22 protein-coding genes are annotated in these 22855 nt (G+C 71.2%); 8 read left to right on the top strand and 14 right to left on the bottom strand.

The features are described 5' to 3' along the window. Positions 1-89 precede the first annotated feature (89 nt). The 5 genes from ACFSDF_RS00500 to ACFSDF_RS00480 form a co-directional block, all read right to left on the bottom strand. Positions 90-740: a response regulator transcription factor gene (locus tag ACFSDF_RS00500; RefSeq protein ID WP_377155620.1), complete on the bottom strand. Its 651-nt coding sequence runs from the start codon at positions 738-740 to the stop codon at positions 90-92. Then, positions 737-1885, bottom strand: a complete 1149-nt coding sequence (locus ACFSDF_RS00495; RefSeq protein WP_167249707.1) for a sensor histidine kinase — start codon at positions 1883-1885, stop codon at positions 737-739. Before ACFSDF_RS00495 ends, ACFSDF_RS00500 begins: the two co-directional genes overlap by 4 nt. Beyond that, on the bottom strand, positions 1882-3042 hold the full coding sequence (locus ACFSDF_RS00490) for a hypothetical protein (protein ID WP_377155617.1): 1161 nt from the start codon (positions 3040-3042) through the stop codon (positions 1882-1884). Before ACFSDF_RS00490 ends, ACFSDF_RS00495 begins: the two co-directional genes overlap by 4 nt. Before the next feature lie 110 nt (positions 3043-3152). Then, positions 3153-4508 (bottom strand): FtsX-like permease family protein, encoded by a 1356-nt coding sequence (locus ACFSDF_RS00485; protein WP_167000583.1) that lies wholly within the window; start codon positions 4506-4508, stop codon positions 3153-3155. Further along, entirely contained in the window at positions 4505-5203 is a 699-nt protein-coding gene (locus ACFSDF_RS00480) for an ABC transporter ATP-binding protein (protein WP_377155615.1), read from the bottom strand. The genes ACFSDF_RS00485 and ACFSDF_RS00480 overlap by 4 nt, the downstream gene beginning before the upstream one ends. Before the next feature lie 269 nt (positions 5204-5472). On the opposite strand from ACFSDF_RS00480, the gene ACFSDF_RS00475 reads away from it, so the two are divergent. Further along, positions 5473-5898: a hypothetical protein gene (locus tag ACFSDF_RS00475; RefSeq protein ID WP_167000580.1), complete on the top strand. Its 426-nt coding sequence runs from the start codon at positions 5473-5475 to the stop codon at positions 5896-5898. A 12-nt stretch (positions 5899-5910) separates the two neighbouring features. Here the strand turns inward: ACFSDF_RS00475 and ACFSDF_RS00470 are convergent, their stop codons facing one another. The 6 genes from ACFSDF_RS00470 to ACFSDF_RS00445 form a co-directional block, all read right to left on the bottom strand. Beyond that, complete coding sequence (locus tag ACFSDF_RS00470) at positions 5911-6531, bottom strand: dihydrofolate reductase family protein (RefSeq protein WP_377155612.1); 621 nt, start codon at positions 6529-6531, stop codon at positions 5911-5913. Next, entirely contained in the window at positions 6531-7037 is a 507-nt protein-coding gene (locus tag ACFSDF_RS00465) for an SRPBCC family protein (protein ID WP_377155610.1), read from the bottom strand. The genes ACFSDF_RS00470 and ACFSDF_RS00465 overlap by 1 nt, the downstream gene beginning before the upstream one ends. Continuing rightward, positions 7037-7381: an ArsR/SmtB family transcription factor gene (locus ACFSDF_RS00460; RefSeq protein ID WP_377155608.1), complete on the bottom strand. Its 345-nt coding sequence runs from the start codon at positions 7379-7381 to the stop codon at positions 7037-7039. The genes ACFSDF_RS00465 and ACFSDF_RS00460 overlap by 1 nt, the downstream gene beginning before the upstream one ends. Before the next feature lie 39 nt (positions 7382-7420). Then, the gene (locus ACFSDF_RS00455) at positions 7421-9088 is read right to left on the bottom strand and encodes an ABC-F family ATP-binding cassette domain-containing protein (protein WP_243842823.1); all 1668 of its coding nucleotides are present in this window, start codon (positions 9086-9088) and stop codon (positions 7421-7423) included. A gap of 144 nt (positions 9089-9232) precedes the next feature. After that, positions 9233-9856: a DUF1707 SHOCT-like domain-containing protein gene (locus ACFSDF_RS00450; RefSeq protein WP_167000574.1), complete on the bottom strand. Its 624-nt coding sequence runs from the start codon at positions 9854-9856 to the stop codon at positions 9233-9235. Between the two features lie 63 nt (positions 9857-9919). Further along, positions 9920-10627 carry a GAP family protein gene (locus tag ACFSDF_RS00445; protein ID WP_167000573.1) on the bottom strand — a complete coding sequence of 236 codons (708 nt, stop codon included), beginning with the start codon at positions 10625-10627 and terminating at the stop codon, positions 9920-9922. Positions 10628-10765: 138 nt separating this feature from the next. On the opposite strand from ACFSDF_RS00445, the gene ACFSDF_RS00440 reads away from it, so the two are divergent. Further along, a complete protein-coding gene (locus ACFSDF_RS00440) occupies positions 10766-11482 on the top strand; it encodes a ZIP family metal transporter (protein ID WP_377155605.1) in 717 nt (238 codons plus the stop codon). 15 nt (positions 11483-11497) lie between these two features. Here ACFSDF_RS00440 and ACFSDF_RS00435 read toward each other — a convergent pair whose 3' ends face one another. After that, positions 11498-12406, bottom strand: a complete 909-nt coding sequence (locus ACFSDF_RS00435) for a formylglycine-generating enzyme family protein (protein WP_243842822.1) — start codon at positions 12404-12406, stop codon at positions 11498-11500. A gap of 52 nt (positions 12407-12458) precedes the next feature. Beyond that, positions 12459-14531, bottom strand: coding sequence for a PhoX family protein (locus ACFSDF_RS00430; RefSeq protein WP_377155603.1), 2073 nt, complete (start codon positions 14529-14531; stop codon positions 12459-12461). 203 nt (positions 14532-14734) lie between these two features. Between ACFSDF_RS00430 and ACFSDF_RS00425 the strand changes: the two genes are divergently transcribed. Both ACFSDF_RS00425 and ACFSDF_RS00420 read left to right on the top strand, forming a co-directional pair. Continuing rightward, the gene (locus tag ACFSDF_RS00425) at positions 14735-16459 is read left to right on the top strand and encodes a cation:proton antiporter (RefSeq protein ID WP_167000565.1); all 1725 of its coding nucleotides are present in this window, start codon (positions 14735-14737) and stop codon (positions 16457-16459) included. A gap of 20 nt (positions 16460-16479) precedes the next feature. After that, positions 16480-16818 carry a response regulator gene (locus ACFSDF_RS00420; protein ID WP_208322205.1) on the top strand — a complete coding sequence of 113 codons (339 nt, stop codon included), beginning with the start codon at positions 16480-16482 and terminating at the stop codon, positions 16816-16818. Positions 16819-16889: 71 nt separating this feature from the next. On the opposite strand, the gene ACFSDF_RS00415 is transcribed toward ACFSDF_RS00420, so the two are convergent. Next, entirely contained in the window at positions 16890-17921 is a 1032-nt protein-coding gene (locus ACFSDF_RS00415) for a LacI family DNA-binding transcriptional regulator (RefSeq protein ID WP_243845055.1), read from the bottom strand. Between the two features lie 194 nt (positions 17922-18115). Here ACFSDF_RS00415 and ACFSDF_RS00410 point away from each other — a divergent pair, with 194 nt between their 5' ends. From ACFSDF_RS00410 to rhaS, 4 genes are read left to right on the top strand one after another with little or no spacing between them, the layout of a single operon-like run. Continuing rightward, a complete protein-coding gene (locus tag ACFSDF_RS00410) occupies positions 18116-19651 on the top strand; it encodes a sugar ABC transporter ATP-binding protein (protein ID WP_167000563.1) in 1536 nt (511 codons plus the stop codon). Beyond that, positions 19648-20682 carry an ABC transporter permease gene (locus tag ACFSDF_RS00405; protein ID WP_167000561.1) on the top strand — a complete coding sequence of 345 codons (1035 nt, stop codon included), beginning with the start codon at positions 19648-19650 and terminating at the stop codon, positions 20680-20682. Before ACFSDF_RS00410 ends, ACFSDF_RS00405 begins: the two co-directional genes overlap by 4 nt. Beyond that, on the top strand, positions 20679-21806 hold the full coding sequence (locus tag ACFSDF_RS00400; RefSeq protein ID WP_167000559.1) for an ABC transporter permease: 1128 nt from the start codon (positions 20679-20681) through the stop codon (positions 21804-21806). Before ACFSDF_RS00405 ends, ACFSDF_RS00400 begins: the two co-directional genes overlap by 4 nt. Then, a complete protein-coding gene (gene rhaS, locus ACFSDF_RS00395; protein WP_167000557.1) occupies positions 21803-22852 on the top strand; it encodes a rhamnose ABC transporter substrate-binding protein in 1050 nt (349 codons plus the stop codon). Before ACFSDF_RS00400 ends, rhaS begins: the two co-directional genes overlap by 4 nt. Positions 22853-22855 lie beyond the last annotated feature (3 nt).

Below are 22855 nucleotides of genomic sequence, written 5' to 3'. Positions count from 1 at the left end.
CGGGGCCAGGTCGTGTCTTGTCCGACACGTACTGCCGAAAATGTTCCAGTGTCGAGGCACCGTGTCAACGGTTGTGGTGAGCAACCTGCCTAGCGGCCCGCGCCGACGAGGCCCGTCTCGTACGCGATCACGACCGCTTGAGTGCGGTCGCGGGCGCCGAGCTTGGCCAGGACGTTGGCCACATGGGTGCGGACCGTCTCGACCCCCACGATGAGCGCCGTGGCGATCTCCGGGTTGGACATTCCCCGCGCGACGAGCGCGAGGACCTCGGCTTCCCGCGGTGTCAGCGCGGGCCCACCGTACGAGATCCGGGCCGTGCCGTGTCGCAGGGCGATCCGGCGTACGGACTCGGGGAACAGCAGGCTCTCGCCGGCTGCCACCGCGCGCACCGCGGCGACGACCTGGTCGGCATCGGCGCGCTTGAGCAAGAACCCCGAGGCGCCGGCTCGCAGCGCGTCGAAGACGTGGTCGTCGCTCTCGAAGGTCGTCACCACCAGCACGCGAGGCGCCGGGTCCAGCGTGAGCACGAGCTCGGTCGCACGGATGCCGTCGACGTCAGGCATGCGCACGTCCATGCACACCACGTCCGGCGAGAGCGACCGGGCAGAAGCCAGAGCGGCCGCGCCGTCGCCCGCCTCACCCACGACCTCGATCTCTGGATCGCTCTCGAGGATCGCCCGCAGGCCCCGCCGTACGAGGGGCTCGTCGTCGACCAGCAGGACCCGGATCGTCCCGTTCATGGTCGTGGCTCCCTGTCGATCCCGAGCGGGACGCGGGCGAGGAGCACCCACGTCGTCGCGTCGACCGTACCGACCTCGAGCTTGCCTCCGAGCAGCGCCACGCGCTCGCGCAACCCGGCGAGCCCGTGGCCGGAGCGTTGCCCGCGAGAAGTGGCGCGGGCCCCGATCCCGTTGCGGACCTCCACGACGAGGGCGGGTCCGAGGTGCGTCGTGAGCACGATCGCCGTGCCGTCGCCGTGCTTGTGCGCGTTCGTGAGCGCCTCTTGCACGATCCGGTATGCCTCGCGCGAGACGAGCGGCGCGATCCCGGCGGGCTCGGCGAGGTCGGCACGGACGTCCGCGCCCGCGGACACGTACGACGCCACGAGCGCCGGCACGTCGGTGAGCCGCTGCTCGGGAAGGCGGGCGGTGGGTTCGTCGCGCAGCACGCCCAGCGCGTGGTCGAGCTCGTCGAGGGCGTCACGAGCGGTCCGCGCGATGATCTCCAACGACTCGGCGGCGTGCTCGGGATCGCGGTCGACGACGCGGCGTCCCGCGACGGCCTGCAGCGAGATCACGCTCAGCGCGTGGCCGATGCCGTCGTGAAGGTCGCGCGCCAGCATGCGCTGACCGTGCTCGCGGCGGATGCGCTGCTCGGCGACGGCAAGCCGATCGGTGTCGGTCGGGCCGAGGCAGACGACGGCGAGCCTGGCGAGGAGGATCCCGAGCGCGGCGACGGCGGCGAGGATCCCGACCACCGCACCCACCGCCGCGTACCAGGGAAGCTCGCTCGCGGCGAGCGGGATGCCGACGACCAGTGCCGTGCCGGTCAGCCCGCCCAGGAGCACGTGGGCGAGCACGAACCAGGTCGTCCGCCAGCGGTGGCGCCGCGGCTCGGCCGGCTCCTCGACCAGCTCGCCGTCGGGGTCGAGCAGGATGCGGGCCGCCGCGACCTCGACGTCGCGCACGCCGGGGAACAGCGACACCGCGACGAGCAGCGCGACCACGAGGACGACGCCGACCACGCCCACGAACACGTGGGCGGTGGTGCGCCCCACGGCGGCGACGCTGAGACCGAGCAGGCCGAACGCCAGGAACAGCGCTGCGCCGATGAGGAGGAAGACCGTACGGAGCAGCGCCGTCCTGATCGCACCGGCTGCGCTCATGCAGCCATCCTGCCGGGCGAGAGGTCCGCCTGCGGAGCGGGCCGGTCGTCCAGGCGGCGTCGACGGACGTATCCCCAGACCGCGACGGTCAGGGCTGGCCCCCACAGCCAGAACGGGAGGAGGAGCAGCATCCACAGCGCTTCGCGGTCTCCGTCGGCGGCCTGTTCGACGGACATCAGCGCGATCGAGGGTGCCGAGGCGGTCAGGACGAACGCGACCGCATAGCCAGGGACTGCCGCGGCCGCGACGGGAACGGCGCGACCCCCCACGGACGGCATCCAGGCGGGAAAGACGCGGCCCCACGGGCGGAGCAGTCCCAGCGTCAGGACCGCACCGCCGAGAGCTGCCGCACCGAGCATCAGCCCCCACAGCCGCATCGACGGATCAAGGTCTGCAGGCGTGATCGGGCCGGTGAAGAGGCTGTCGGGGACGAGCCAGGTGGCACGGATGGCGACGTACGGCAGAGGGCTGAGGATCGCGAGGACCGTGGCGACGGTGGCGACCCGGTCGAGGCGTGCGGACGGGCGTCTCAGCCGTGCGGTGAGCGGTGCCGCGAGGGGGAGCGTGGCCGCCATCCACTGGACGGTCGCGAGGGCGAGGCCCACCAGGAGCCACGGCCGACTCCCGACCCGGGCGAAGCCGCCGCCGAGCTCACGCACCATCTCGCCGACCGCGTCGGGAGCCAGCGATCCCGAGGCGGCTCCCCACCACGCGACCAGGCCGACTACGACGACGGCCGTCGTACGCGCAGCGGTCGATCGGCGCAGGGCCGCGACGAGGAGGGCGATCGCGACGAACGGGATCGTCATCGCGCACACGTAGCCGACGAAGGAGATCAGCTGCGTGTCCATGCACGACAGCGCGAGCACGACGGTGACCGTCGCGGCGGGGACGAGGAGCCGTTGACGTTGCGCCGGCGTACGGGCCTGGCTTCGGAGTGCGGCAGCGACGGCGAGGCCGAGCACCCCGGCCAGCAGGACGAGGGTCGCCGGGAGCGGGCCAGGGAGCAGGGCGACGACGGAGACGCTGCCGGAGCTGGCGTCGAAAGGGTGGGTGTCGGGCTCGACAAGCCACCACAGGGCCAGGGCGGCCGCGAGGGTCGACGTGACGGCGAGTGCGAGGGGTGAGCGGGCGTGGGCGCCGAGGGCGTTGAGCACGAGGACCTCCTGAGAGGGGATCGGGACTCGTCCAGCCTCGCGACGACGCGCACCGCCGGACTCCTCCGTACGGGGGAGACCGGCGGCGTCGGCGGGGGAGATTCGCGGGTTCAGATCACCACGCGGGCAACTCGGCGGGAGCTGGCCGCGCCGGCGAGGACGAGGGTGGTTGCGACCGCCACGCACAGCAGGTACTGGATGACCACCGACGGCTGCGCCACTGGCTGTGTCCCGACGATCGGGACCATCACGAGGAGCACGCAGACCGTCGCCAACCCGACACTGACCGTGAGCGGGACGAGGGTCTCGCGCATCCGTGCGCGGTCGAGCGTGCGAGGGTCGGTGCCGGCGAGGGTCAGTGCGCGGTACTCGGCGTGCTGCTCGATCACGCGACCCGCCTGCATCACCCCGGTCGACACTGCGGCGAGGACACCCGCGATCGCGAGCGTCAGAAGGCCGCCCGTCTTGAGGTCGGCGATGAATGCCGCCTCGTCGACCCGCCCGCTGTCGGTCGGGTCGAGCAGCGAGAACGTGCTCGTCAGGCCGGCGATGAAGGCCGCGAGAGCGACGCCGCCGACCGAGCGCCACGCCGACTTGGGGGAGTCCGCGATCCGCCGTCCGGCGAGCAGGGTGGGTACGGAGCGCGCCGCGCCCGCCGTCATGCGCCCGGCGATCCAGAGGACGAAGGGGCCGACGAGGTTGAGCGTCGCGAACATCGCGAGCAGCAGCGCCACCAGCACCGCGAGCGCGACTCCGGCTGAGCCGCCGGTGAGCTGCGGCGCGACGATGAGGGCGCCGGCGACGGCGAGCATCACGAGGACCCGCACCGCTCGCATGCCCGGCGGCGTGACGCGCTGGGCGACGCCGAGCGGGGTGATCGCCACCCGACGCAGGCTCGCGATCGCCGAGAGCACCGCCACGGCGAGGACGGCCGCGACCGCGCCGATCATGACCGGCACACCGACCCAGAGCTCGGACAGTCCGAAGCTCCGCCCTTGGAAGCGCACTTGTGCGACCGCCGGCACCAGCACCGCGTACCCGACGAGACCGATCAGGGCACCCACCGCCGCCTGGGCCGCGGCGTCGAGGACGGTCAACCCGGTGACCTGGCTGCGGGTCGCGCCGCACAGTCGCAGCGTCGCGAGGCGCGCGTCGCGTCGTGCCGCCGCCATCCGGGCGGCTGCCGCGCCGAGGGTGGCGAGCGGGACGAGCAGGAGGAGCGCCGCGATGCCGGCGAGGAGCGGGTACTGGATCGCGTAGGGGGTCTCGGGGGCCTCGAGCCCGGCCCGGATCCCGTCGGCTCCACCGGCTCGGTCCCAGAACGCTTGGACCCCCGCGATGACGACCAGCAGGACGGCGGTCGACGTGGCGAAGGCGACGACGGCCAGCACCGCGGTGAGGCGGCGCGGATCCTCATCGCCTGCACTCCGGGAACGAAGCAGCGACCACAGGCGCAGCGTCGTCATCGTGTCGCCTCCACGACGTACTCGCCGGTGACTCGTCCGTCGCGCATCGTGATCGTGCGCGCGCAGTGGCGTGCGACGCCGGCGTCGTGGGTCACGACGACGAGCGTGGCGCCGGTGCTGCGGGTTGCCGACGTGAGGACCGAGAGCACCTCTGCGCCCGTCGCCTGGTCGAGCGCCCCCGTCGGCTCGTCGGCGAACACGACACCGGGCGCGCCCGCGAGGGCTCGTGCGATCGCGACACGCTGTGCCTGACCTCCTGAGAGCTCCCCCGGTCGGCGCATCTCCATTCCGCCCAGCCCGAGATGGCCGAGCCACGCCGCGGCGACCCGGGTGGCCTCGACGCGAGACGTCCCGGCGAGCATCAGCGGGAGCGCGGCGTTCTCGACCGCGGGCAGCTCGGGGAGGAGCTGGCCGGACTGGAACACGAAGCCGAAGTCCGTACGCCGCAGCGCCGTACGACGACGGTCAGACAGTGCCGCGAGGTCGCTGCCCTGCCACGTGACCGATCCTGAGGTCGGGCGGATCACCCCGGCGAGGCAGTGCAGCAGAGTGGTCTTGCCGGAGCCGCTGGGGCCCATGATGGCGACGGACTCGCCGGGGGCGACGGCGAGATCGACGCCGGCGAGGGCGTGGGCGGTGGTGGGGCCTTCGCCGTAGGTCTGGACGAGGTCGCGAGCGACGAGCGGTGCGTTCATGCCGCCACGGTAGGAATTCGCAGGGGTGGGTTTCGTCGGTCTGCGGGACGGGACTGCGGCTCGCGCGTCATACTCCGGTCGGACGGCGAGCGAGGAGGACACGTGGCGGACGGCGAGCTTCTTGCGCAGGCCTACTCGGCGGCCTGGCAGCACCGGGAGACCACCGGCGACGCCTCGCGCTGCTGATGCGGGCATGGACGCGAGGGACGCCTCCCGAGCGTCTCTGGCGGCCGATGCTGTGGAGCGGGGTCACGTCCACCTTGGCCACGGTGCGTCTCCTGTATCGGATGCTGCGGACACCGAAGGAGTTCACGCTCCCGCGCGGGGTGGTCGCGTTCGGCAGCGTGCGAGAGGACGACCCGGAGTATGTCCTCCTCGAGACCCTCCCGTTCCACGAGGAGGCGGGCACACAGGCCGTGCTGGCATGGGCGTGGCCGATCACGCACGACCCCGCCGATCTCGACGACATCGACGACGTGCCCGTCTGGCTCGACGTGATCGAGGGAACTGACGTCGCCGCTGTGATGATCGGCGAGCGCCGTGTCGGCACCACGACGGTGCCCGAGGGGACGTACGACGCGCTCCGACTGCTCGACCGTCGCCAGCGCAGGTGTGTCCCGGACGGTTCGCTCGACCTGCGGCGGCTCCCCGACGGGCGGCTCGTGGTCGAGCACCTCGACGTCGAGCTGCCCTGACGCGCCGAGAGGCTAACGCTGCCGGACGGCGTAGGTCAGGTGGGTCACGTTCCGCGACGACTCCGCGCGGACCTGCTCCAGAGCGACGCGGTCGGCGTCGACGCCGTCGAACAGGCGGACCCCGCACCCGAACAGCACGGGCGACAGCGCGATCGAGAACTCGTCGACCAGGCCCGCGTTCAGATACTGAAGGATCGTCTCGCCGCCGCCTGCGATGCGGACGTCGCGGTCGCCGGCGGCCTCGCGGGCCTGGTCGAGCGCGGACTCGATGCCGTCGTTGACGAAGTGGAAGGTGGTCCCGCCCGGCCGCTGCCAGGGCTCACGCTTCTCGTGCGTCACGACGAAGACCGACGTGTGGAACGGCGCCTGCTCCGGCCACATCGCCTCGCCGGCGTCGAACATGCGCTTGCCCATGACGCTCGCGCCGGTGCGAGCGAACGTCTCGCGCAGGATGTCGTTGTCGCGCCCCTCCTCGCCGCCCTCGCCGAGCAACAGGTTCTCCCGGAAGAACCGCTGCGGGAACACCCACTGCTGCAGCTCCCTCCACTGCTTCCCCATGAGCTCGTCCGAGGACTCGGGCGCGATGAAGCCGTCCAGCGACATCGACACGCTGAAGAACACCGTCCCGGCCATCAGCCCTCCTCTCCCGACCGGGCGGCCTGAGCGACGTAGGCAGCCAGGTTGGCCAGAGTCTGCTCGCCACCCTCGATCGCGTGGAACATCTCGACGGCCTCGGCGCGCAGCTCCGCGGTGGGGAACACCGTGCGCATCTCGATGCGGGTCGCCGGCCCGTCCGGCTCGAACGTCAGGACCGACTCGAAGGCGTTCGGGTCGTCGCGGGACTCACCGTGCAGCATCGCGATCCGCTCCGACGGGACGATCCCGGTCCACGTGATCCACTCCTGGTAGTCCGTCCCGTCCGGTCCGTGCATCACGAAGTCCCACTCTCCGCCGACCCGGAACTCGAACGACCGTGTGGTGGTGGTGAACCCCTCCGGTCCCCACCACTGCGACAGGTGCCGCACCTCGGTGAACGCCTCGAACACCAGCTCCCGTGGGGCGTCGATGACCCGCGTGATGACGATCTCGCGGTCGGCCGTCGCCGACGTCGGCGACGTTCCTTGTCCTGTCGTGCTCATCAGTCGATCCCCTTGTCGTGTTGTTTGAGGTCCTGCACGTAGGCGTCCAGGCGGTCGAAGCTCTCGTTCCAGAACTGCTCGAACCCGCCGGCCCACTCGTGGACCGGGCGCAGCCCGCGGGCGTCAAGGCCGTACAGACGCTGCTTGCCTGCCTTGCGGTCTCGCACCAGCCCGACCTCCCGAAGCACCCGGAGGTGCTTGGACGCCCCTGGCTGCGTCATCCCCAGCTCCTCGGCCAGCTCGGTCACCGGCCGCTCGCCTGTCCGCAGCAGCACCAAGATCTCCCGGCGCCGCGGCTCGGCGATCGCGTTGAAGACGTCCGACGTCGTTGCTGCCCGTGCCATGGGAAGAATCATATACCCATATCGGCATGCGTCAAGCAGTCAGAGCGCGAGCGTCGCGCCGTCCCACTCCCGACGCCACCAGCGGTCGTGGGTGACCAGCACGACCGGGACGCGCGACGCGGCGAGCGCCTCCTGGAGCTCCTCGACGAGCGCGACCGACAGGTGGTTGGTCGGCTCGTCGAGGAGCAGGAGCTGCGGGTGCTCGCTGACGACCCGCGCGAGGGACAGCCGTCGTTGCTGTCCGATCGACAGGTCCGCCACCGGCTTGTCGAGGTCGCGGGGGTGCAGCAGGCCGGTCTCGCGCAGCGCGTCGCGCCACTGCTCGGCCGGCGCGTCGCGGCCGGCGGCGAAGGCAGCGAGCGCGCTCGCGCCGGGATCCGCGTACGCGTCCTCCTGCGGGAGGTAGCCGACCCGCAGCCGACGCTGCCGTCGTACGGTCCCGGAGTCGGGCTCGAGGACGCCGGCGAGGACACCGAGCAGCGTGGACTTTCCTGCGCCGTTGGGACCGACGACCAGCAGCCGGCTGTCCGCGGTGACGTCGAGCGCGTCGAGACGCAGGCGTCCGGCCACCACGACGTCGCGGACGGAGACGAGCACGCCGTCGGCGGGTGCGGCGTCGACGAGTCCGGTGAACGCCCGCTTCTCCGGCGGCGGTTGAACCGGGTGGTCCGCGAGCCGCGCGAGCCGGTTCTCGGCATCGCGGACCCGCCTCGACACCGCGGCGTCCTTGCGCTCGCCGAGGAAGTGGCCGATGAACTTGTCGTTGTCGCGCGGCGCACGGTAGCCCTGGTGCCCGACCTGCCGGCTGCCGTTGGTCACGACCGCCTTCGCCTCCGCGTACGCGGTCTCCCACGCGTCGCGCGCCTGCGCCCAACGCACGCGGGCGGACGCCTTCGCGTCGAGGTACGCCGTGTAGTCGCCGGTGTAGCGGGCCGGACCGGTCGACGTGGTGCCGTCCGGCGCGACGTGGAGGGTCGGGTCGAGGTCGAGGATGCCGGTGCAGGTCGCGTCGAGGAAGGCACGGTCGTGCGAGACCACGACGACCGCGCCGTGCTGCTCGGCGAGCGCGCGCTCCAGGTAGTCCACCGCCGCGTCGTCGAGGTGGTTCGTCGGCTCGTCGAGAAGCATCAGGTCCGCCGACACGACCAGCGCCAGCGCGAGCGCGAGCCGCGAGCGTTGCCCGCCCGAGAGGGTCGAGAGTTGTCGGTCCGAAGGGAGGTCGCCGAGCCCGAGTCCGGCGAGGGCGCGTGCTGCCCGCGCGTCCGCCGACCAGCCGTCGCGCCGCTCGTACTCGTCGAGGACGTCGCCGTACTCCTCGAGCACCGCCTCGTCACCGTCGGTCATCGCGTGCTCGAGCGCGCGCATCCGCGTCTCGAGAGTGCGGAAGTCGGCGAGCGCGGCGTCGGCCGCATCGCGGATCGTGCCGTCGTCGGGGAGGTCGGGGACCTGGCCGAGGTATGTCACATGCGCGGGACGCGTGACCGTGCCGTCGTCGGGCGCCTGGATCCCGGCGAGCACACGCAGCAGCGTCGACTTGCCGGCGCCGTTCTCGCCGACGAGCCCGAGGCGCTCACCGGGAGACGCGGTCAGGGCGACGCGGTCGAGGACGGTGCGCAGCCCGTACGCGACGGTGATGCCGCGGGCGACGAGCGCGCGGCTGGTCGCGGCGGCGAGCGAAGCGGCGGGGGGATGAGCAGAAGAAGACACCGAGGAACCTCGTGGGGTCCGGAGGGGCTCGCCGGGCACGTGGCCTCGGACGCGAGCGGAGTCGGTGTCAGTTCTTCATCGCCCATCCAGGATGCCATGCCGGGTCAACCGATTAACGCTGAGCGAAGAACGCCGGTCGATTGCTCAACGCTCGTCGAGCGTGCCGCGGCGCACCGAGACTCCGCCCCAGATCGCGACCCCGCGGACCCGTACTGTCGGCGAGTTCGGCCCGACCTCGCTGTCGTCGGTCGGACCACCGAAGCCGCCCATGATCCCGATGCCGTCCATCACGACGCGGGTCGTCGGGGCGACCACGACCTCGGCGCCACCCATGATCGCGTTGACGGTGATGACGACCTCGGGTGCGCTGAACCGGGCGCGCCGGGTGTCGATGAGCGCGCCGCCCATCACGGCGGTGACGGTCAGGTGCTGCGGGACCAGCCAGTCCCCGCGCCGCTCGAAGCCGCTCATGATCGCCACCCCACGTTCGCGTGCGGGGCCGGCCGGCACGACCGCATTCACGTGCTGCGCCGGCTGCGCGGGGCGGACCGGGAGGGCCTGCGCGAAGGGCGGCGCATCCGGCAGGTCGGCGGTCAGCGGGACGAGGTCGGCGACCGTGCGGGCCGTGTAGGCGGCGCCGAGCCGCTCGTCGAGCTCGTCGGCGTCGATGCGCCCGTCGCCGGCGGCCGCGCGCAGGATCTCGGCGACGTGCTCGCGTTCGGCGTCGGACACGCGCATCCGCCGTGCCGGGTCCTCGGTGGGCTCCATGCGCAAAAGGCTACGGACACGTGGGTGCGAGAGCCACGGGGGACCAGCGTCGCGCCGGCCAGGTCAGCGCGAGACGAGCGCACCGACCCCGTTCAGGATCAGGAGCACGCCGATGATGCCGAGGAGCCACGCCGTCGCCGAGCCCGCACCACGCTCGGCCCACGTGCCGAAGCGACGCAGCGGCGCGTCGACCCAGCGCGCCGCCACGATCCGGAGCGCGAGGATGACGAGTGCGGGCGTGATCATCACGAGGCAGTACACGACGAGCGTCGCGATCGTCGTGGCCGCGCCCAGGTCGGCGGCCGTGAGTGCGCCGATCGCCGCGAGGTAGGGGAGCATGCTTGCGGCCTCGACCGCACCGGCGGCAAGAGCAAGGACGACGATGCCGCGGCGGGTGCCCAGAGCCGCGGCGATGCGCTCGTGCCAGCGACGAGCGGTCGACTCTGGATCCTCGCCGCGCTTCGCCTTGGCCTTCGGATCGACCCGATAGCTGAGCCAGACCAGCAGAGCACCCGCCGCGATCACCACCACATCGCCCACGACGGAGTCGAGCGCGTCGACGATCGCCGGCCCGACGGCATACGCGCCCGCGGCGAGTGCGAGCCCGAGGACGAGGTAGAAGGCGGCGATGGTGAGGAGGTAGGCCAGGACCCGCCCGAGCTCGCCCCGCCGGGTCACCAGCACGAGCCAGATGGGGATGACGAGGGTCCCGATGCTGGTGCCGTCGACCAGCGCCATCACCAGGAGGAAACCCGCGAGTGAGAGCGTCACTCCCTCAGTCTCGCTGCCTCCAGGCTCATGGCGCATCGGCCGGAGGTCGAGCGACGGCCCCACCTTTGGTAGGGGGCGTACGGCAAAGGTCGCGCGGGAGATTCCCACACGGTGGCGTGATGTGGGAGCGTCGCTCTCATGCTGAGTGCGCTGCTGTGGGGCGTTGTCGCCGCGTCGTCGTTCGTCGTCGGCGGGGTGCTCGCACTGTGGCGCCCGCCGAGGCCGTCGTGGGTCGCCGTCGGTGCCGGGATCGGTGCTGGCGCGCTGCTCGGGGCGGTGTCGTTCGAGCTCATCATCGAGGCGGCGGACCACGCTGGTCGCGAGCTGGTCATCGCCGGGGGGATGCTCGCCGGGGTCGCGCTGGCCACGACCCTGATGCTGCAGCGGGGGCTAGGTGCCGCGATCGCCGACACCCGGCAGGCACCGCCCGAGATCGAGCACCGCTTCGCGACGCTCCTGCTCGCGGTCGCTGCCGAGGCGGTGATCATCGTCGGGGCGCTGCACGGGCACGGCATCACCGCCGCGGTCGTCGTCGCGGTCTTCCTCTGCGGCGTCCCCGAGGCCGTCGTCGGCACCGCGCTGCTCGTCGACGGTGGGGCCAGCGGCGCGCACGTGATGCGGACGTGGATCGCGCTCGTCGGGTACGGCGGGCTCAGTGCCGTGGTCGCGGACCTGCTGCTCGACCTCGGCGGACCCAACGTGGTCGCCGGTGTCCTGTCGCTGGCAGGGGGCGTCGTGATCGCCGACATCGTGGCGCACCTCATCCCGACCGCGTTCATACGGCTGGGCGTGCTCAGCGCCTTCCCGGTGGTCCTGGGGTTCGCGCTGAGCGTGAGCCTGATCGGCGTCGGCTGAGCGGACGCGCTCGGCTCAGGCGTCGGCCGCGCAGCGGAAGCCGACGTGTCCTGTCGAGCTCCGTACGCCGTGACCCTGGCGCGCGGCTGGTCGGTAACGGTGGCAGTACGACGGCGCGCACAGGTGCGACCCGCCCTTCGTGACCATGCGCGTGCCCTCGTCGAGCGGAGCTGCCGGCGCGCAGCACGACGGCGGCGCGACCTCGCCCTCGTGGGTCTGCGACCACGGCGTGCCCGTCCACTCCCACGTGTTGCCGGTCATGTCGAACAGGCCGTAGCCGTTCGGAGGGTAGCTCCCGACCGGCTGGGTCATCCCGCGCTTCTTCGGGAGGTCGTTGCGCCACGGGAACTCGCCGTGCCAGGTGTTGGCCATGACGCGGCCCTTCGGCATGAACTCGTCGCCCCACGCGTAGCGGGCGCCGACCAACCCGCCGCGGGCCGCGAGCTCCCACTCCTCCTCGGTCGGCAGCCGTTTGCCGGCCCAGTGGACGTACGCGACGGCGTCCTCGTACGCGACGTGGACGACGGGGTGCTTCTCGCGGCCGTCGAGCGTGCTGCCGGGACCCTCCGGATGGCGCCAGTCGGCGCCGGGCTGCCAGCGCCACCAGCGCTGCCAGTCGTCGAGCGGGACGGGGCCCTCGGTCGGGGTGAAGACCAAGGATCCGGGCACCAGCGCGGCCGGGTCGGCCCCGGGGAACTCACGCAGGTCAGGGGCCCGCTCGGCGACCGTGACGTGGCCGGTGGCCTTGACGAAACGGCGGAACTGCGCGTTGGTCACCGCACAAGGGTCGATGCGGAACGCCGGGACGGTCACCTCGCGGACCGGCTGCTCCTCGGGGTAGAAGTCTTCGCTGCCCTGGAGGAGGAGGTCGGGCCCGACAAGGACCATGCCCGCGTCGATCGGCTTCGCGGGGCGTGTCGGCATCACGGCGGCCATGCTAGCCGCCGCGGAACCGGCACACCCCGCGCGCGGGACGTCAGCGGCGGGTGCGCCACGCGGCGACGACGGCAGGACGCGGCACCGAGCCCGGACCGTCCGGCCACCGCGACGCCGGAGCATCGACGCTCGCGCCGTCCTTCTCGCCCGGGTGCTGCACGCACACCATCACCCGGTCCTCGTCGATCCACGGGCCGCACGTCTCCGCGCCGACCGGCACCGTGAGGAACTGCTTGACCTGGCCGCGGCGATCGCCGTCGAGCGGCACTGCGAACAGCCCGTCGTGCGAGCCGAGGGCGTTGCCGTCGGTGGAGATCCACAGGTTGCCGTGCGGGTCGAACGCGACGTTGTCTGGGCACGAGATCGGTGAAACGCGCCGCGCGTCGAAGCCGCCCCAGTAGGTGGTCGGGTCCTTCGGGTCGCCGCACACGAGCAGCAGGTTCCAGCTGAACGAGGTCGCCGCTGCGTCGTCGTCGTGCTCGGTGAGCTCGAGGACGTGTCCGTGCTTGTTGGCGTGGCGCGGGTTGACCTCGTCGGCGACCGCCTGGCCGGCCGCGCCACGGTTGCTGTTGTTGGTCAGCGCGACGTACACCTTGCCCGTACGGGGGCTGGGCTGGACGTCCTCGGGGCGGTCCATCTTGGTGGCCCCGACGAGGTCGGCGGCCTGGCGCGTGAACAGCAGGACCTCCTCGGCGGTCATGCCCTTGACGTACGAGGTCGTCCCGCTGACCAGTGGCACCCAGACGCCCACGCCGTCGAACGCGCCGTCGCTCGGCAGCGCGCCCGTGCCGTCGATCTCGGCCTGAGAGGAGTTGCCGAGGAAGCGCGCGACGTAGAGCGTGCCGCTGTCGAGAACGTCGCGGTTGCGGCGGCGCGCGGAGTCGTTGTCGCCGCGCGCCACCGTGCCGGAGGAGACGAACTTGTAGAGGTAGTCGAAACGCTCGTCGTCACCCATGTACATCGCGACGCGGCCGTCGTCGGTGATCCGCGGCTCGGCGGCCTCGTGCTTGAAGCGGCCGAGAGCGGTGCGCTTCTTCGGCGTCGACGTCGGGTCGTACGGGTCGACCTCGACGACCCAGCCGAACCGGTTGATCTCGTTCGGCTCCTTGGCCACGTCGAAGCGGTCGTCGAACCGCTCCCACTTGCGCTCCGTCGCGCCGCCCGCGGCCCCGTACCGCTTGAGGCGGGCGAGCGTGACGGGGTCGGTGACGGTCGCGCCGTTCGCGAAGTACTGGTTGACGTTCTCCTCGGCCGTGAGCCACGTTCCCCACGGGGTGAGGCCGCCGCCGCAGTTGTTGAGCGTGCCGAGGGCCGTACGCCCCCGCGGGTCGGCCTTTGTCCGTACGAGCGGGTGGCCCGCGACGGGACCGGTCAGCTCGAACGCGGTCTGGGTGTGGAACCGGCGGTTGAGGCGGTGGCCGAGCACCGGCCTGAGCGCGCCCGTGCCGCGCTCCTCCTCGACGACGACCACGCTCAGGCCGTGCGCCGCCCAGCCGATCTCGACCTGCTCACGCGTCGGGTTGGCGGCGTCGTACCCGCGGTGCATCATCTGCTCGCTGGTGTACTCGTGGTTCACGACCATGAGGTGCTGGCCGCGGCCGAGGCGGAGCAGCCCCAGGAAGTCGTTGTTGAAGCCGAACTGCTTGCGCTGCGCGTCCGCGCTCTGGCGGTCGACGTCGAAGGCGGGGACGCCCTTGAAGAGCGGGTCGCCCCACGCCATCACCACCGCCTGCGCGTAGCCCGGCGGGACGGTGACCTGGTCGAGCGTGTTCGGGTCGACCGGTACGAAGTCGAGGCCCTTGCCGCTCGCGCCGCCGTGGTCGGAGCTCTTCGCGCCGGCTCTTGCGGAGACGGACGGCGTGGCGGCGGCGGGGCCTGCGGCGCCGAGCGAGAGGCCGGCGGCGGCAGCGCCGACACCGACGACCGCCCCGGCGCGCAGCAGGCCGCGGCGCGACATCGCGGTGGCGACGTCACCGAAGTACGCGTTGTCGGACGTGTTGGGTGCGTCGTGGGCGCACGCGTCGCCGCAGCGCATGCGGCAGGTGAGGGCCGCGCGCCCCGACGCGCATGGCGAGCCGGAGGACGGGCTGAGGAACGGCAGCAGTGGGGGCACGGTGGTCTCCTGGCGTCGTCGAAGAGCGGACGCTGGCACGCTAGGAATCTGGAGCGACCGCATCCCTACGCTGGCGCGAACGCGCGGTGAACACTCGACGGCGCGCACCTTCGTGCATCGGCTGTGCATCGATGCTTGGCAAACGTGAGGTGATGCCGAGAAGCAGGGATGATGGGCTGAGCTGACCGCACGAAGGAGCGCGCGTGGACTATCTGCTCGTCGGCATCGCAGCGATCGTGTGCATCGTCGCGGTCACCGTTCTCTCGCCCCGGGTTGGAGTCGCAGCCCCGCTCCTGCTCGTGCTCGTCGGCGTCGCGATCAGCCTCCTCCCGTTCGTCCCCGCGATCGAGATCTCGCCGGAGGTCCTGCTCGCCGGCGTCCTCCCGCCGTTGCTCTACTCGACCGCCGTGTCGATGCCGGCGATGGACTTCCGTCGTGACTTCACGGCGATCAGCGGGCTGTCGGTGATCCTCGTCCTGATCAGCGCGGTCGTCCTCGGCCTGTTCTTCCGCGCGGTCATCCCCGGCATCGAGCTGTCGACCGGGATCGCGCTCGGCGCCATCGTCAGCCCCACCGACGCGGTCGCGACGTCGATCGTGCGTCGGCTCGGGGTCTCACCGCGGGTGGTCACGGTGCTCGAGGGCGAGAGCCTGCTCAACGACGCGTCCGCGCTCGTGCTGCTGCGCTCGGCGATCGCGGCGACCGCAGCCTCGGTGTCGGTGTGGGGCGTCGCCGCCGACTTCGTGTGGGCCGTCCTTGCCGCCGTCGCCATCGGCGTGCTCGTGGGCTGGCTCAACCTCGTCGTGAGGCGCCGGATCACCGAGGCCCCGCTGAGCACGGCGATCTCCTTCGTCGTGCCCTTCGTGGCGTACGTCCCCGCAGAGCACTTCGGCGCCTCCGGGCTCGTTGCCGCCGTCGCCGCAGGTCTGGTCACCGGCCGGGGCTCGCCGAAGTACCTGAGTCCGCAGGACCGGCTGTACGAGACGTCGAACTGGCGCACGATCGAGCTGCTCCTCGAGGGTGGTGTCTTCCTGCTCATGGGCCTGGAGCTGTACGGCGTCCTCGAGGACGTGCAGGACGCACACGACAGTCCAGCGAACGCGCTGGTGGTCGGGTTCGCCGCCGGCGCGATCATCCTCATGATCCGGTCGGCGTACGTCCTCCCGCTCCTGCTGTCGGTGCGCCGCAAGCGCCGCAACGCATCGGAGTACCGCCAGAAAGTGGAAGGGCTGCAGGAGCGCCTCGACCAGGGCGAGGTCGCCCCGCGCGGGGGCGCTCACGAGCAGCACATACGACGCCGTATCGGACGCGCCCTCGCCGATGTCGACTACCTGACCGCCGTCCCGCTCGGCTGGCGCGAAGGCGTGGTCCTCGTCTGGGCCGGGATGCGTGGCGTCGTCACACTTGCCGCCGCGCAGTCGCTTCCGCACGACACCCCCGAACGGGCGACGCTCGTGCTCGTCGCGTTCGTCGTCGCCGCGGGCACCCTCCTCGTCCAAGGCAGCACGCTCCCGTGGGCGGTGCGGATGCTGGGGCTCGCGAGCGACGAGGCCGGTGGGCGCGACCCCGACCTCATGCAGCTGGAGGGCGAGATGAACCGGGCTGCCTCGACGCTTCTGGACTCTGCGGACCTCCGACGCCGGGACGGGACGCCGTACGACGACGAGGTCCTCCGCCGCGTGCGCGCGACGCTGCGGCGCGAGGTCGCGGGCGACGAGGAGGAGGCCGCGGAGTCCGCGCGCATCCGCGACGAGGTCCGTGAGCTGCGGCTCCACACCATCGCGGCCGAGCGTGCCGCCCTCCTGCGCGCACGCTCGCTCGGGACGTACAGCTCGGCAGCGCTGTCGGAGGCGCTCGCGATGCTCGACGCCGACCAGATCAGCCTCGAGCTGAAAGCCGCCCCCGAGCACGGCGACGACAACACCTGAGCACGGGCACGGCCGACCGCGTGCGGCGCCGGTACGGCGAGACGTACCGCATCGTCCGTGCGGAGTCCGGCGCCCGTGCGCTCGAGGCGCTCAAGGAGCTGCGGCTGCGCGGTGAGGAGGTCGCGGTGATCCTCGCCGACCATCGCATGCCGCAGATGACCGGCATCGAGGATTGCGACGACGCAGGTCTCCACGTTGGTCGACGCCGCCAAGCAGTACTCGCAGCTCGACCGCGCGCCGTTCGTCCGTACCGACGTGCACGAGCTGATCGACGCGACGCTGGTGACCTCACGGTGGAGTCCGAGCCCGGCGATACGCGGTTCACGGTCCGCATCCCGTACGACGCCCCCGCGATGTGACGCCTTACCCACCTTTCGCGGCGCAGATTCGGTGGACAAGGCGTCACATCGCGAAGGTGGACGGCAGTGAGTCAGCCCAGGGTTGAGGCGCGGGCGACCAGCTCGGGGGCGAAGACGATGTGCTGGTGGTCCCCGCGACCACCCGCCTCGATCTCGGCCAGCAGCAGCTCGGCGGCTCGGCGCCCCATCTCGCGCGACGGCTGCCGGATCGACGACAGCGGGATCGCCGCCGACGCCGCGTAGTCGATGTCGTCGTAGCCGATGAGCGCGACGTCGTCGGGCACCCGGAGCCCGCCGAGCGTGAACGCCTGCAGCATCCCCATGGCGATGAGGTCGTTGGCGGCGAACACGGCGTCGGGTCGTTCGCTGGGCGGCAGGGCCACGATGCGCTCGCCCTCGACCAGCGCCGGAGCGACGTTCATCCCGGCGATCTCACGGTGCTCGAGGGTGGCGCCCACGACCTCGGCCACCGCCTGGGTCGCACCCTCGAGACGGTCGCGCACCTGCTCGATGTCGGTCGAGGCGCCGACGAACGTGAGGCGGCGACGCCCGATGGACAGCAGGTGCTCCGTCGCGAGGTGGCCGCCCTGGACGTCGTCGACGGAGACCGAGCTGTACGACTCCGTCGACGCGAGGCGGTCGACGAGGATCACGGCCATCCCGCGAGCGCGCAGCCGGTCAAGGCGCTCGAGCACGTCGCCGACCGGGGAGATCAGGAGGCCGTCGACCCGCTGCTCCTCGAAGAGGTCGAGGTACGCGCTCTCACGGGCGGCGTCCTCGGCGCAGTTCGCGAGGAGCACGCTGCGCGAGCGCGCCGTGACCTCGTCCTCGACCCCCTGGGCGACGTCGGTGAAGAACGGGTTGCGGATGTCGAGCACGATGAGGCCGACCGAGCGGCTGTGGCCCTGGCGGAGCTGGCGAGCGGCCTCGTTGCGGACGAACCCGAGCTGCTGGATCGCGGCGAAGACCCTCTCGGCGGTCTGCGCGGAGACCTTCGTAGGATGATTCAGGACATTTGAGACGGTGCCGACCGAGACGCCGGCGAGTGCGGCGACGTCGCGCAGGCTGGACGCGGGCGTGGGCGCAGTGGGTGACTCGGCCACGACGTCTCCTCGTGTCGCAGGGATGTGCGCGAAGCAGTCTGTCGCACGGTGTGTGCAGTCTGCCACTGAATCGTTTCAAAGTCGCGCTTGACCCTGTGAGCGGGCTCATATACGTTGTGAACGCCACGTTAATTGAAACGATTCAAACACGGCCTCTGTGAACGGCGTGTGTACGGAAGTCGGTGAGGAAGTCGATGGCCACAGCTCCCCCCGGGACGGTCGCGCTCGCACTGCGCGACGTCTCGAAGACCTTCGGGCAGGTGGTCGCCCTGCGCTCGGGCAGCCTGACCGTCACCACGGGGTCGATCCACGCGCTGGTCGGGGAGAACGGCGCTGGCAAGTCGACGATGGTCAAGATCATCGCCGGCCTCTACCGTGCGGACTCCGGCTCGTACGAGCTGTTCGGCGAGTCGGTCGACTTCCGTACGACAGCCGAGGCCAAGGACGCGGGCGTCGCGGTCATCTATCAGGAGCCGACGCTCTTCCCTGACCTCAGCGTCACCGAGAACCTCTTCATGGGCCGGCAGCCCCGCAACCGCTTCGGCCGCATCGACCGCAAGGCGATGGACACCGAGGCACGTGCGCTGTTCGCACGGCTCGGCGTCGCCATCGATCCCGAGCGTCCCGCTGATGGGCTCTCGATCGCCGACCAGCAGATTATCGAGATCGCCAAGGCCATCTCCCTCGACGCCCGCGTCCTCATCATGGACGAGCCCACGGCGGCGCTGTCCGGCATCGAGGTCGACCGGCTGATGACGATCGCCCGCTCGCTGCGCGACGAGGGCCGCGCGCTCGTGTTCATCTCGCACCGCTTCGACGAGGTCTTCGCGCTCTGCGACACCATCACGGTGATGCGGGACGGCTCGTACATCTCGACCGACCGCATCGAGGACGTCACCATCGACGACGTCGTCCGCCGGTTGGTCGGACGCGAGGTCGGCAACCTCTACCCGAAGCAGGCAGCCGAGATCGGCGAGGTCGTCTTCGAGATCGAGGGACTCAGCCGCGCGGGCGTCTTCCACGACATCGACCTCCAGGTCCGTCGCGGCGAGATCGTCGGACTGGCCGGTCTCGTCGGCGCCGGGCGCAGCGAGATCATGCAGGCCGCCTTCGGTGTCGACCCGTACGACTCCGGCGCGGTCAAGGTCAACGGCAAGGCCGTGCCGGCGAGCGACCCGGCCGCGGCCATCCGCCTGGGTCTCGCGCTCGTACCCGAGGATCGCCGCAAGCACGGGCTCGTCCTCGAGTCGACCATCACGCGCAACATCACGATGGCGATCCGCCGGCGCCTGAGCCGCGGCGGTCTGCTCTCGTCGCGCGCCGAGAGCGCCACGGCTCGCGAGTGGGCGGCGCGGCTCGAGGTCAAGACGAGCACGCTCGACACCCTCGCGGGCACCCTGAGCGGTGGCAACCAGCAGAAGGTCGTCCTCGCGAAGTGGCTGAGCACCGCGCCTGACGTGCTGATCGTCGACGAGCCCACGCGCGGCATCGATGTCGGCACCAAGGCAGAGGTGCACCGGCTGCTGTCGACCCTCGCCGGCGAAGGCCTGGCTGTCGTGATGATCTCGTCGGAGCTCCCCGAGGTCCTCGGGATGGCAGACCGGGTCGTGGTCGTCCACGAGGGGCGCATCACCGCAGAGCTGAGCCGCGACGAGGCGACCCCCGAGGCCGTCATGTTTGCCGCGACCAACACCGCCGCGGCGACGAACACCAAGGGAGCGTCCGCATGAGCACCGCAGCCCCCACGGCCCCCACGACGCCGAAGCCGTCCGCAGGCGCCCGGGTCCGCAAGATCCTCCAGGCCCGCGAGACCGGCGTCATCATGGCGTTCCTCGTGGTCCTCGCGGTCACCACCGCCATCAACCCGTCGTTCCTGTTCAGCAAGGACGGGTGGCGCGACCTCTTCCTGACGCCGTCGATCCTCGTGGTCCTCGCGGTCGGCCAGGCGATCGTCATCATCACCCGCAACGTCGACCTGTCCGTCGGCTCGATCCTCGGGCTCGTGGCGTACGCGACCGGGCGGATGTTCGTCGACACCGGGCTGCCGATCGTCGTCGTCCTGCTGCTCGCGGTCCTGCTCGGCGTCGGGCTCGGCCTGATCAACGGCGCGCTCGTCGCCTTCGCGAAGGTGCCGGCGCTCGTCATCACGCTCGGCACGCTCTACATCTACCGCGGCATCATGATGTCGTGGGCCGGCTCGGACCGGATCAACGCCTCCGACATCCCACGCGACCTGCTCTCGTTCGGCACGTCGTCGATCCTGGGCATCCCGTCGCTGGCCTGGATCTCGTTCGTCGTCCTCGGCATCGCCGCGTACCTGATGGGGCGCACCCGCGGCGGCCGCGAGATGTACGCGATCGGGTCGGATCCCGACGCCGCCACCCTGTACGGCCTCAAGAAGACCAAGCGCACGCTCCTCGCGTTCGCCGCGTCCGGCGGCCTCGCGGGGCTCGCGGGCGTCCTGTACGTCGCGCGCTACGGCACGATCAGCTCCGGCGCCGGTCTCGGCATCGAGTTCGAGGCCGTGGGTGCTGCCGTCATCGGTGGCGTTGCGATCTTCGGCGGCAGCGGCACGATCTTCGGCGCGGCGGTCGGCGCGTACCTGCTCATGACGATCAACCGCGGCCTCCCGATCCTCGGTATCCAGGACTTCTGGCAGCGCGCGGTGGTCGGTCTCCTCATCATCGCTGCGATCGTCCTCGACAAGGTGCTTCGCGAGCGTCAGCACAAGAAGCTGCTCGCAGAGAGGGATGCCGCATGACCAGCCTCCTCCACCCCTCCGACGCCCCGGCGCAGCAGGGCACCCGGACTTACCGCGACCACCAGAGGCCGCTGTGGCAGCGCGCCCTCCTCAACCGTGACGTCGCGGTGTGGGCGGCCCTGGTCGCCGTCTATCTGTACGCGTCGGCGACCGTGCCGTTCTTCGACCGGCCGATCACCATCACGTACCTGCTTCTCGACGTCGCGCCGATCCTGCTGATCGCGCTGCCGATGACGCTGGTGATCATCACCGGCGAGATCGACCTCTCCGTCGCGAGCACCGTCGCGCTGGCGAGCGTCTCGTTCGGCGTCCTGTACGACAAGGGCACCCCGATCCTCGTCGCGGCGGTGGCGGCGCTGCTGGTCGGCGTTCTCTGCGGTGCGTTCAACGGCTTCCTGGTGACCGTCGTCGGACTCCCGTCGCTCGCGGTCACGATCGGCACGCTCGCGCTCTACCGCGGTGTCGCGGTCGGCCTGCTCGGGACGACGGCGGTCACCGACTTCCCCGACGCCTGGACCGACTGGGCGCGCGGTCGCATCGGCGAGTCCGACATCCCGTCGATCATGATCCCGTTCGCGGTGCTCGCGATCCTCTTCATCCTGCTTCTCCACTTCACCGCCTTTGGACGTGGTGTCTACGCCATCGGTCTCAACGAGGGCGCAGCACGGTTCTCGGGCATCCGTGTCGAGCGGACCAAGCTCATCTTGTTCGTGCTGACCGGCGTGGTGTCCGCGCTGGCCGGCATCTACTACACGCTGCGCTACGGCAGTGCCCGCGGCGACAACGCCAACGGGATGGAGCTGCAGGTCATCGCCGCGGTCCTTCTCGGTGGAGTCTCGATCTTCGGCGGACGAGGTGCACTGCCCGGCGTGATCGCCGGCGTGCTCCTCATCGGGGCGATCGGCAGCGCATTGCGCCTTGCCGACCAGACCGCCGACGTCATCAACATCGTCACCGGCCTGCTGCTGGTCGTCTCGGTCGTGGGCTCCAGCGCCCTCGGCTGGGTCAGCAGCAGGCGACGACGGCGTGGCGCCCCCGAACCGCAGTCATCAACGACCAAGACCGGCAACACCCTCCCCGACACGGACTCACCGGTCGGCGAACGAGAGAGAGAATCCCGATGACCACAGCAACGACGAGGCGACGTGGCGTCGCCCGGTTCGTCCCGGCCGTCGCCGCCGTGCTCGGCCTGAGCCTGGTGCTCACGGCCTGCGGCGGAAGCGACGACGAGGGCGGCTCCGGCGACGGCGGCAACGGCGACCTGTCGGTGACCTTCCTCCCGAAGAACCTCGGCAACCCCTACTTCGACGCGTCCTCCACGGGCGGCGAGGCGGCTGTCAAGGAGTTCGAGGGCACCTTCAAGGAGGTCGGCCCGTCCGAGGCCACCCCCGATTCGCAGGTCAGCTACATCAACACGCTGACCCAGCAGGGCACTGGCGCGATCGCCATCTCGGCGAACGACCCCAAGGCGATCGGCGACGCGCTGCAGGAGGCGCGTGACGCCGGGACCAAGGTCGTCACCTTCGACTCCGACACCGATCCGGAGTACCGCGATCTCTTCGTGAGCCAGGCCGACGCGAAGGGCATCGCCTCCAAGCAGGTCGAGCTCATCGCCAAGGCCATCGGCGACCAGGGCAAGATCGCCGTCCTCTCGGCGTCGGCGAACGCGACGAACCAGAACGAGTGGATCCGCCTCATGGAGGAGGAGCTCAAGGCGAACCACCCGAACATCGAGCTCGTCGAGACCGTCTACGGCGACGACGACGACCAGACGTCGTTCGACAAGACGGCCGCGCTGCTCCAGAAGCACTCGGACCTCAAGGGCATCGTCTCCCCGACCACGGTCGGCATCGCCGCTGCGGCCCGCTACCTGTCGGACTCGCAGTACAAGGGCAAGGTCGCGCTGACCGGTCTCGGCACCCCGGACCAGATGCGTGAGTACGTCAAGAACGGCACCGTCGGCTCGTTCGCGCTGTGGAGCCCCGAGGATCTCGGCTACCTCACCGCGTTCGCCTCGAAGGCGCTCATCGAGGGCGACATCGAGGGCAAGGAAGGCGACACCTTCGAGGCCGGCAAGCTCGGCGAGTACACCGTCGGCGCCGACGGCGTCGTCGTGCTCGGCGAGCCGCTCGAGTTCAACAAGGACAACATCGACGACTTCAACTTCTGAGTC

Origin of the sequence: Mumia zhuanghuii (genome assembly GCF_042681565.1) — a bacterium.
GTDB lineage: Bacteria > Actinomycetota > Actinomycetes > Propionibacteriales > Nocardioidaceae > Mumia.
The sequence above is the reverse complement of the archived record's forward strand: the minus strand, read 5'-3'. Positions and strand labels throughout refer to the sequence as shown.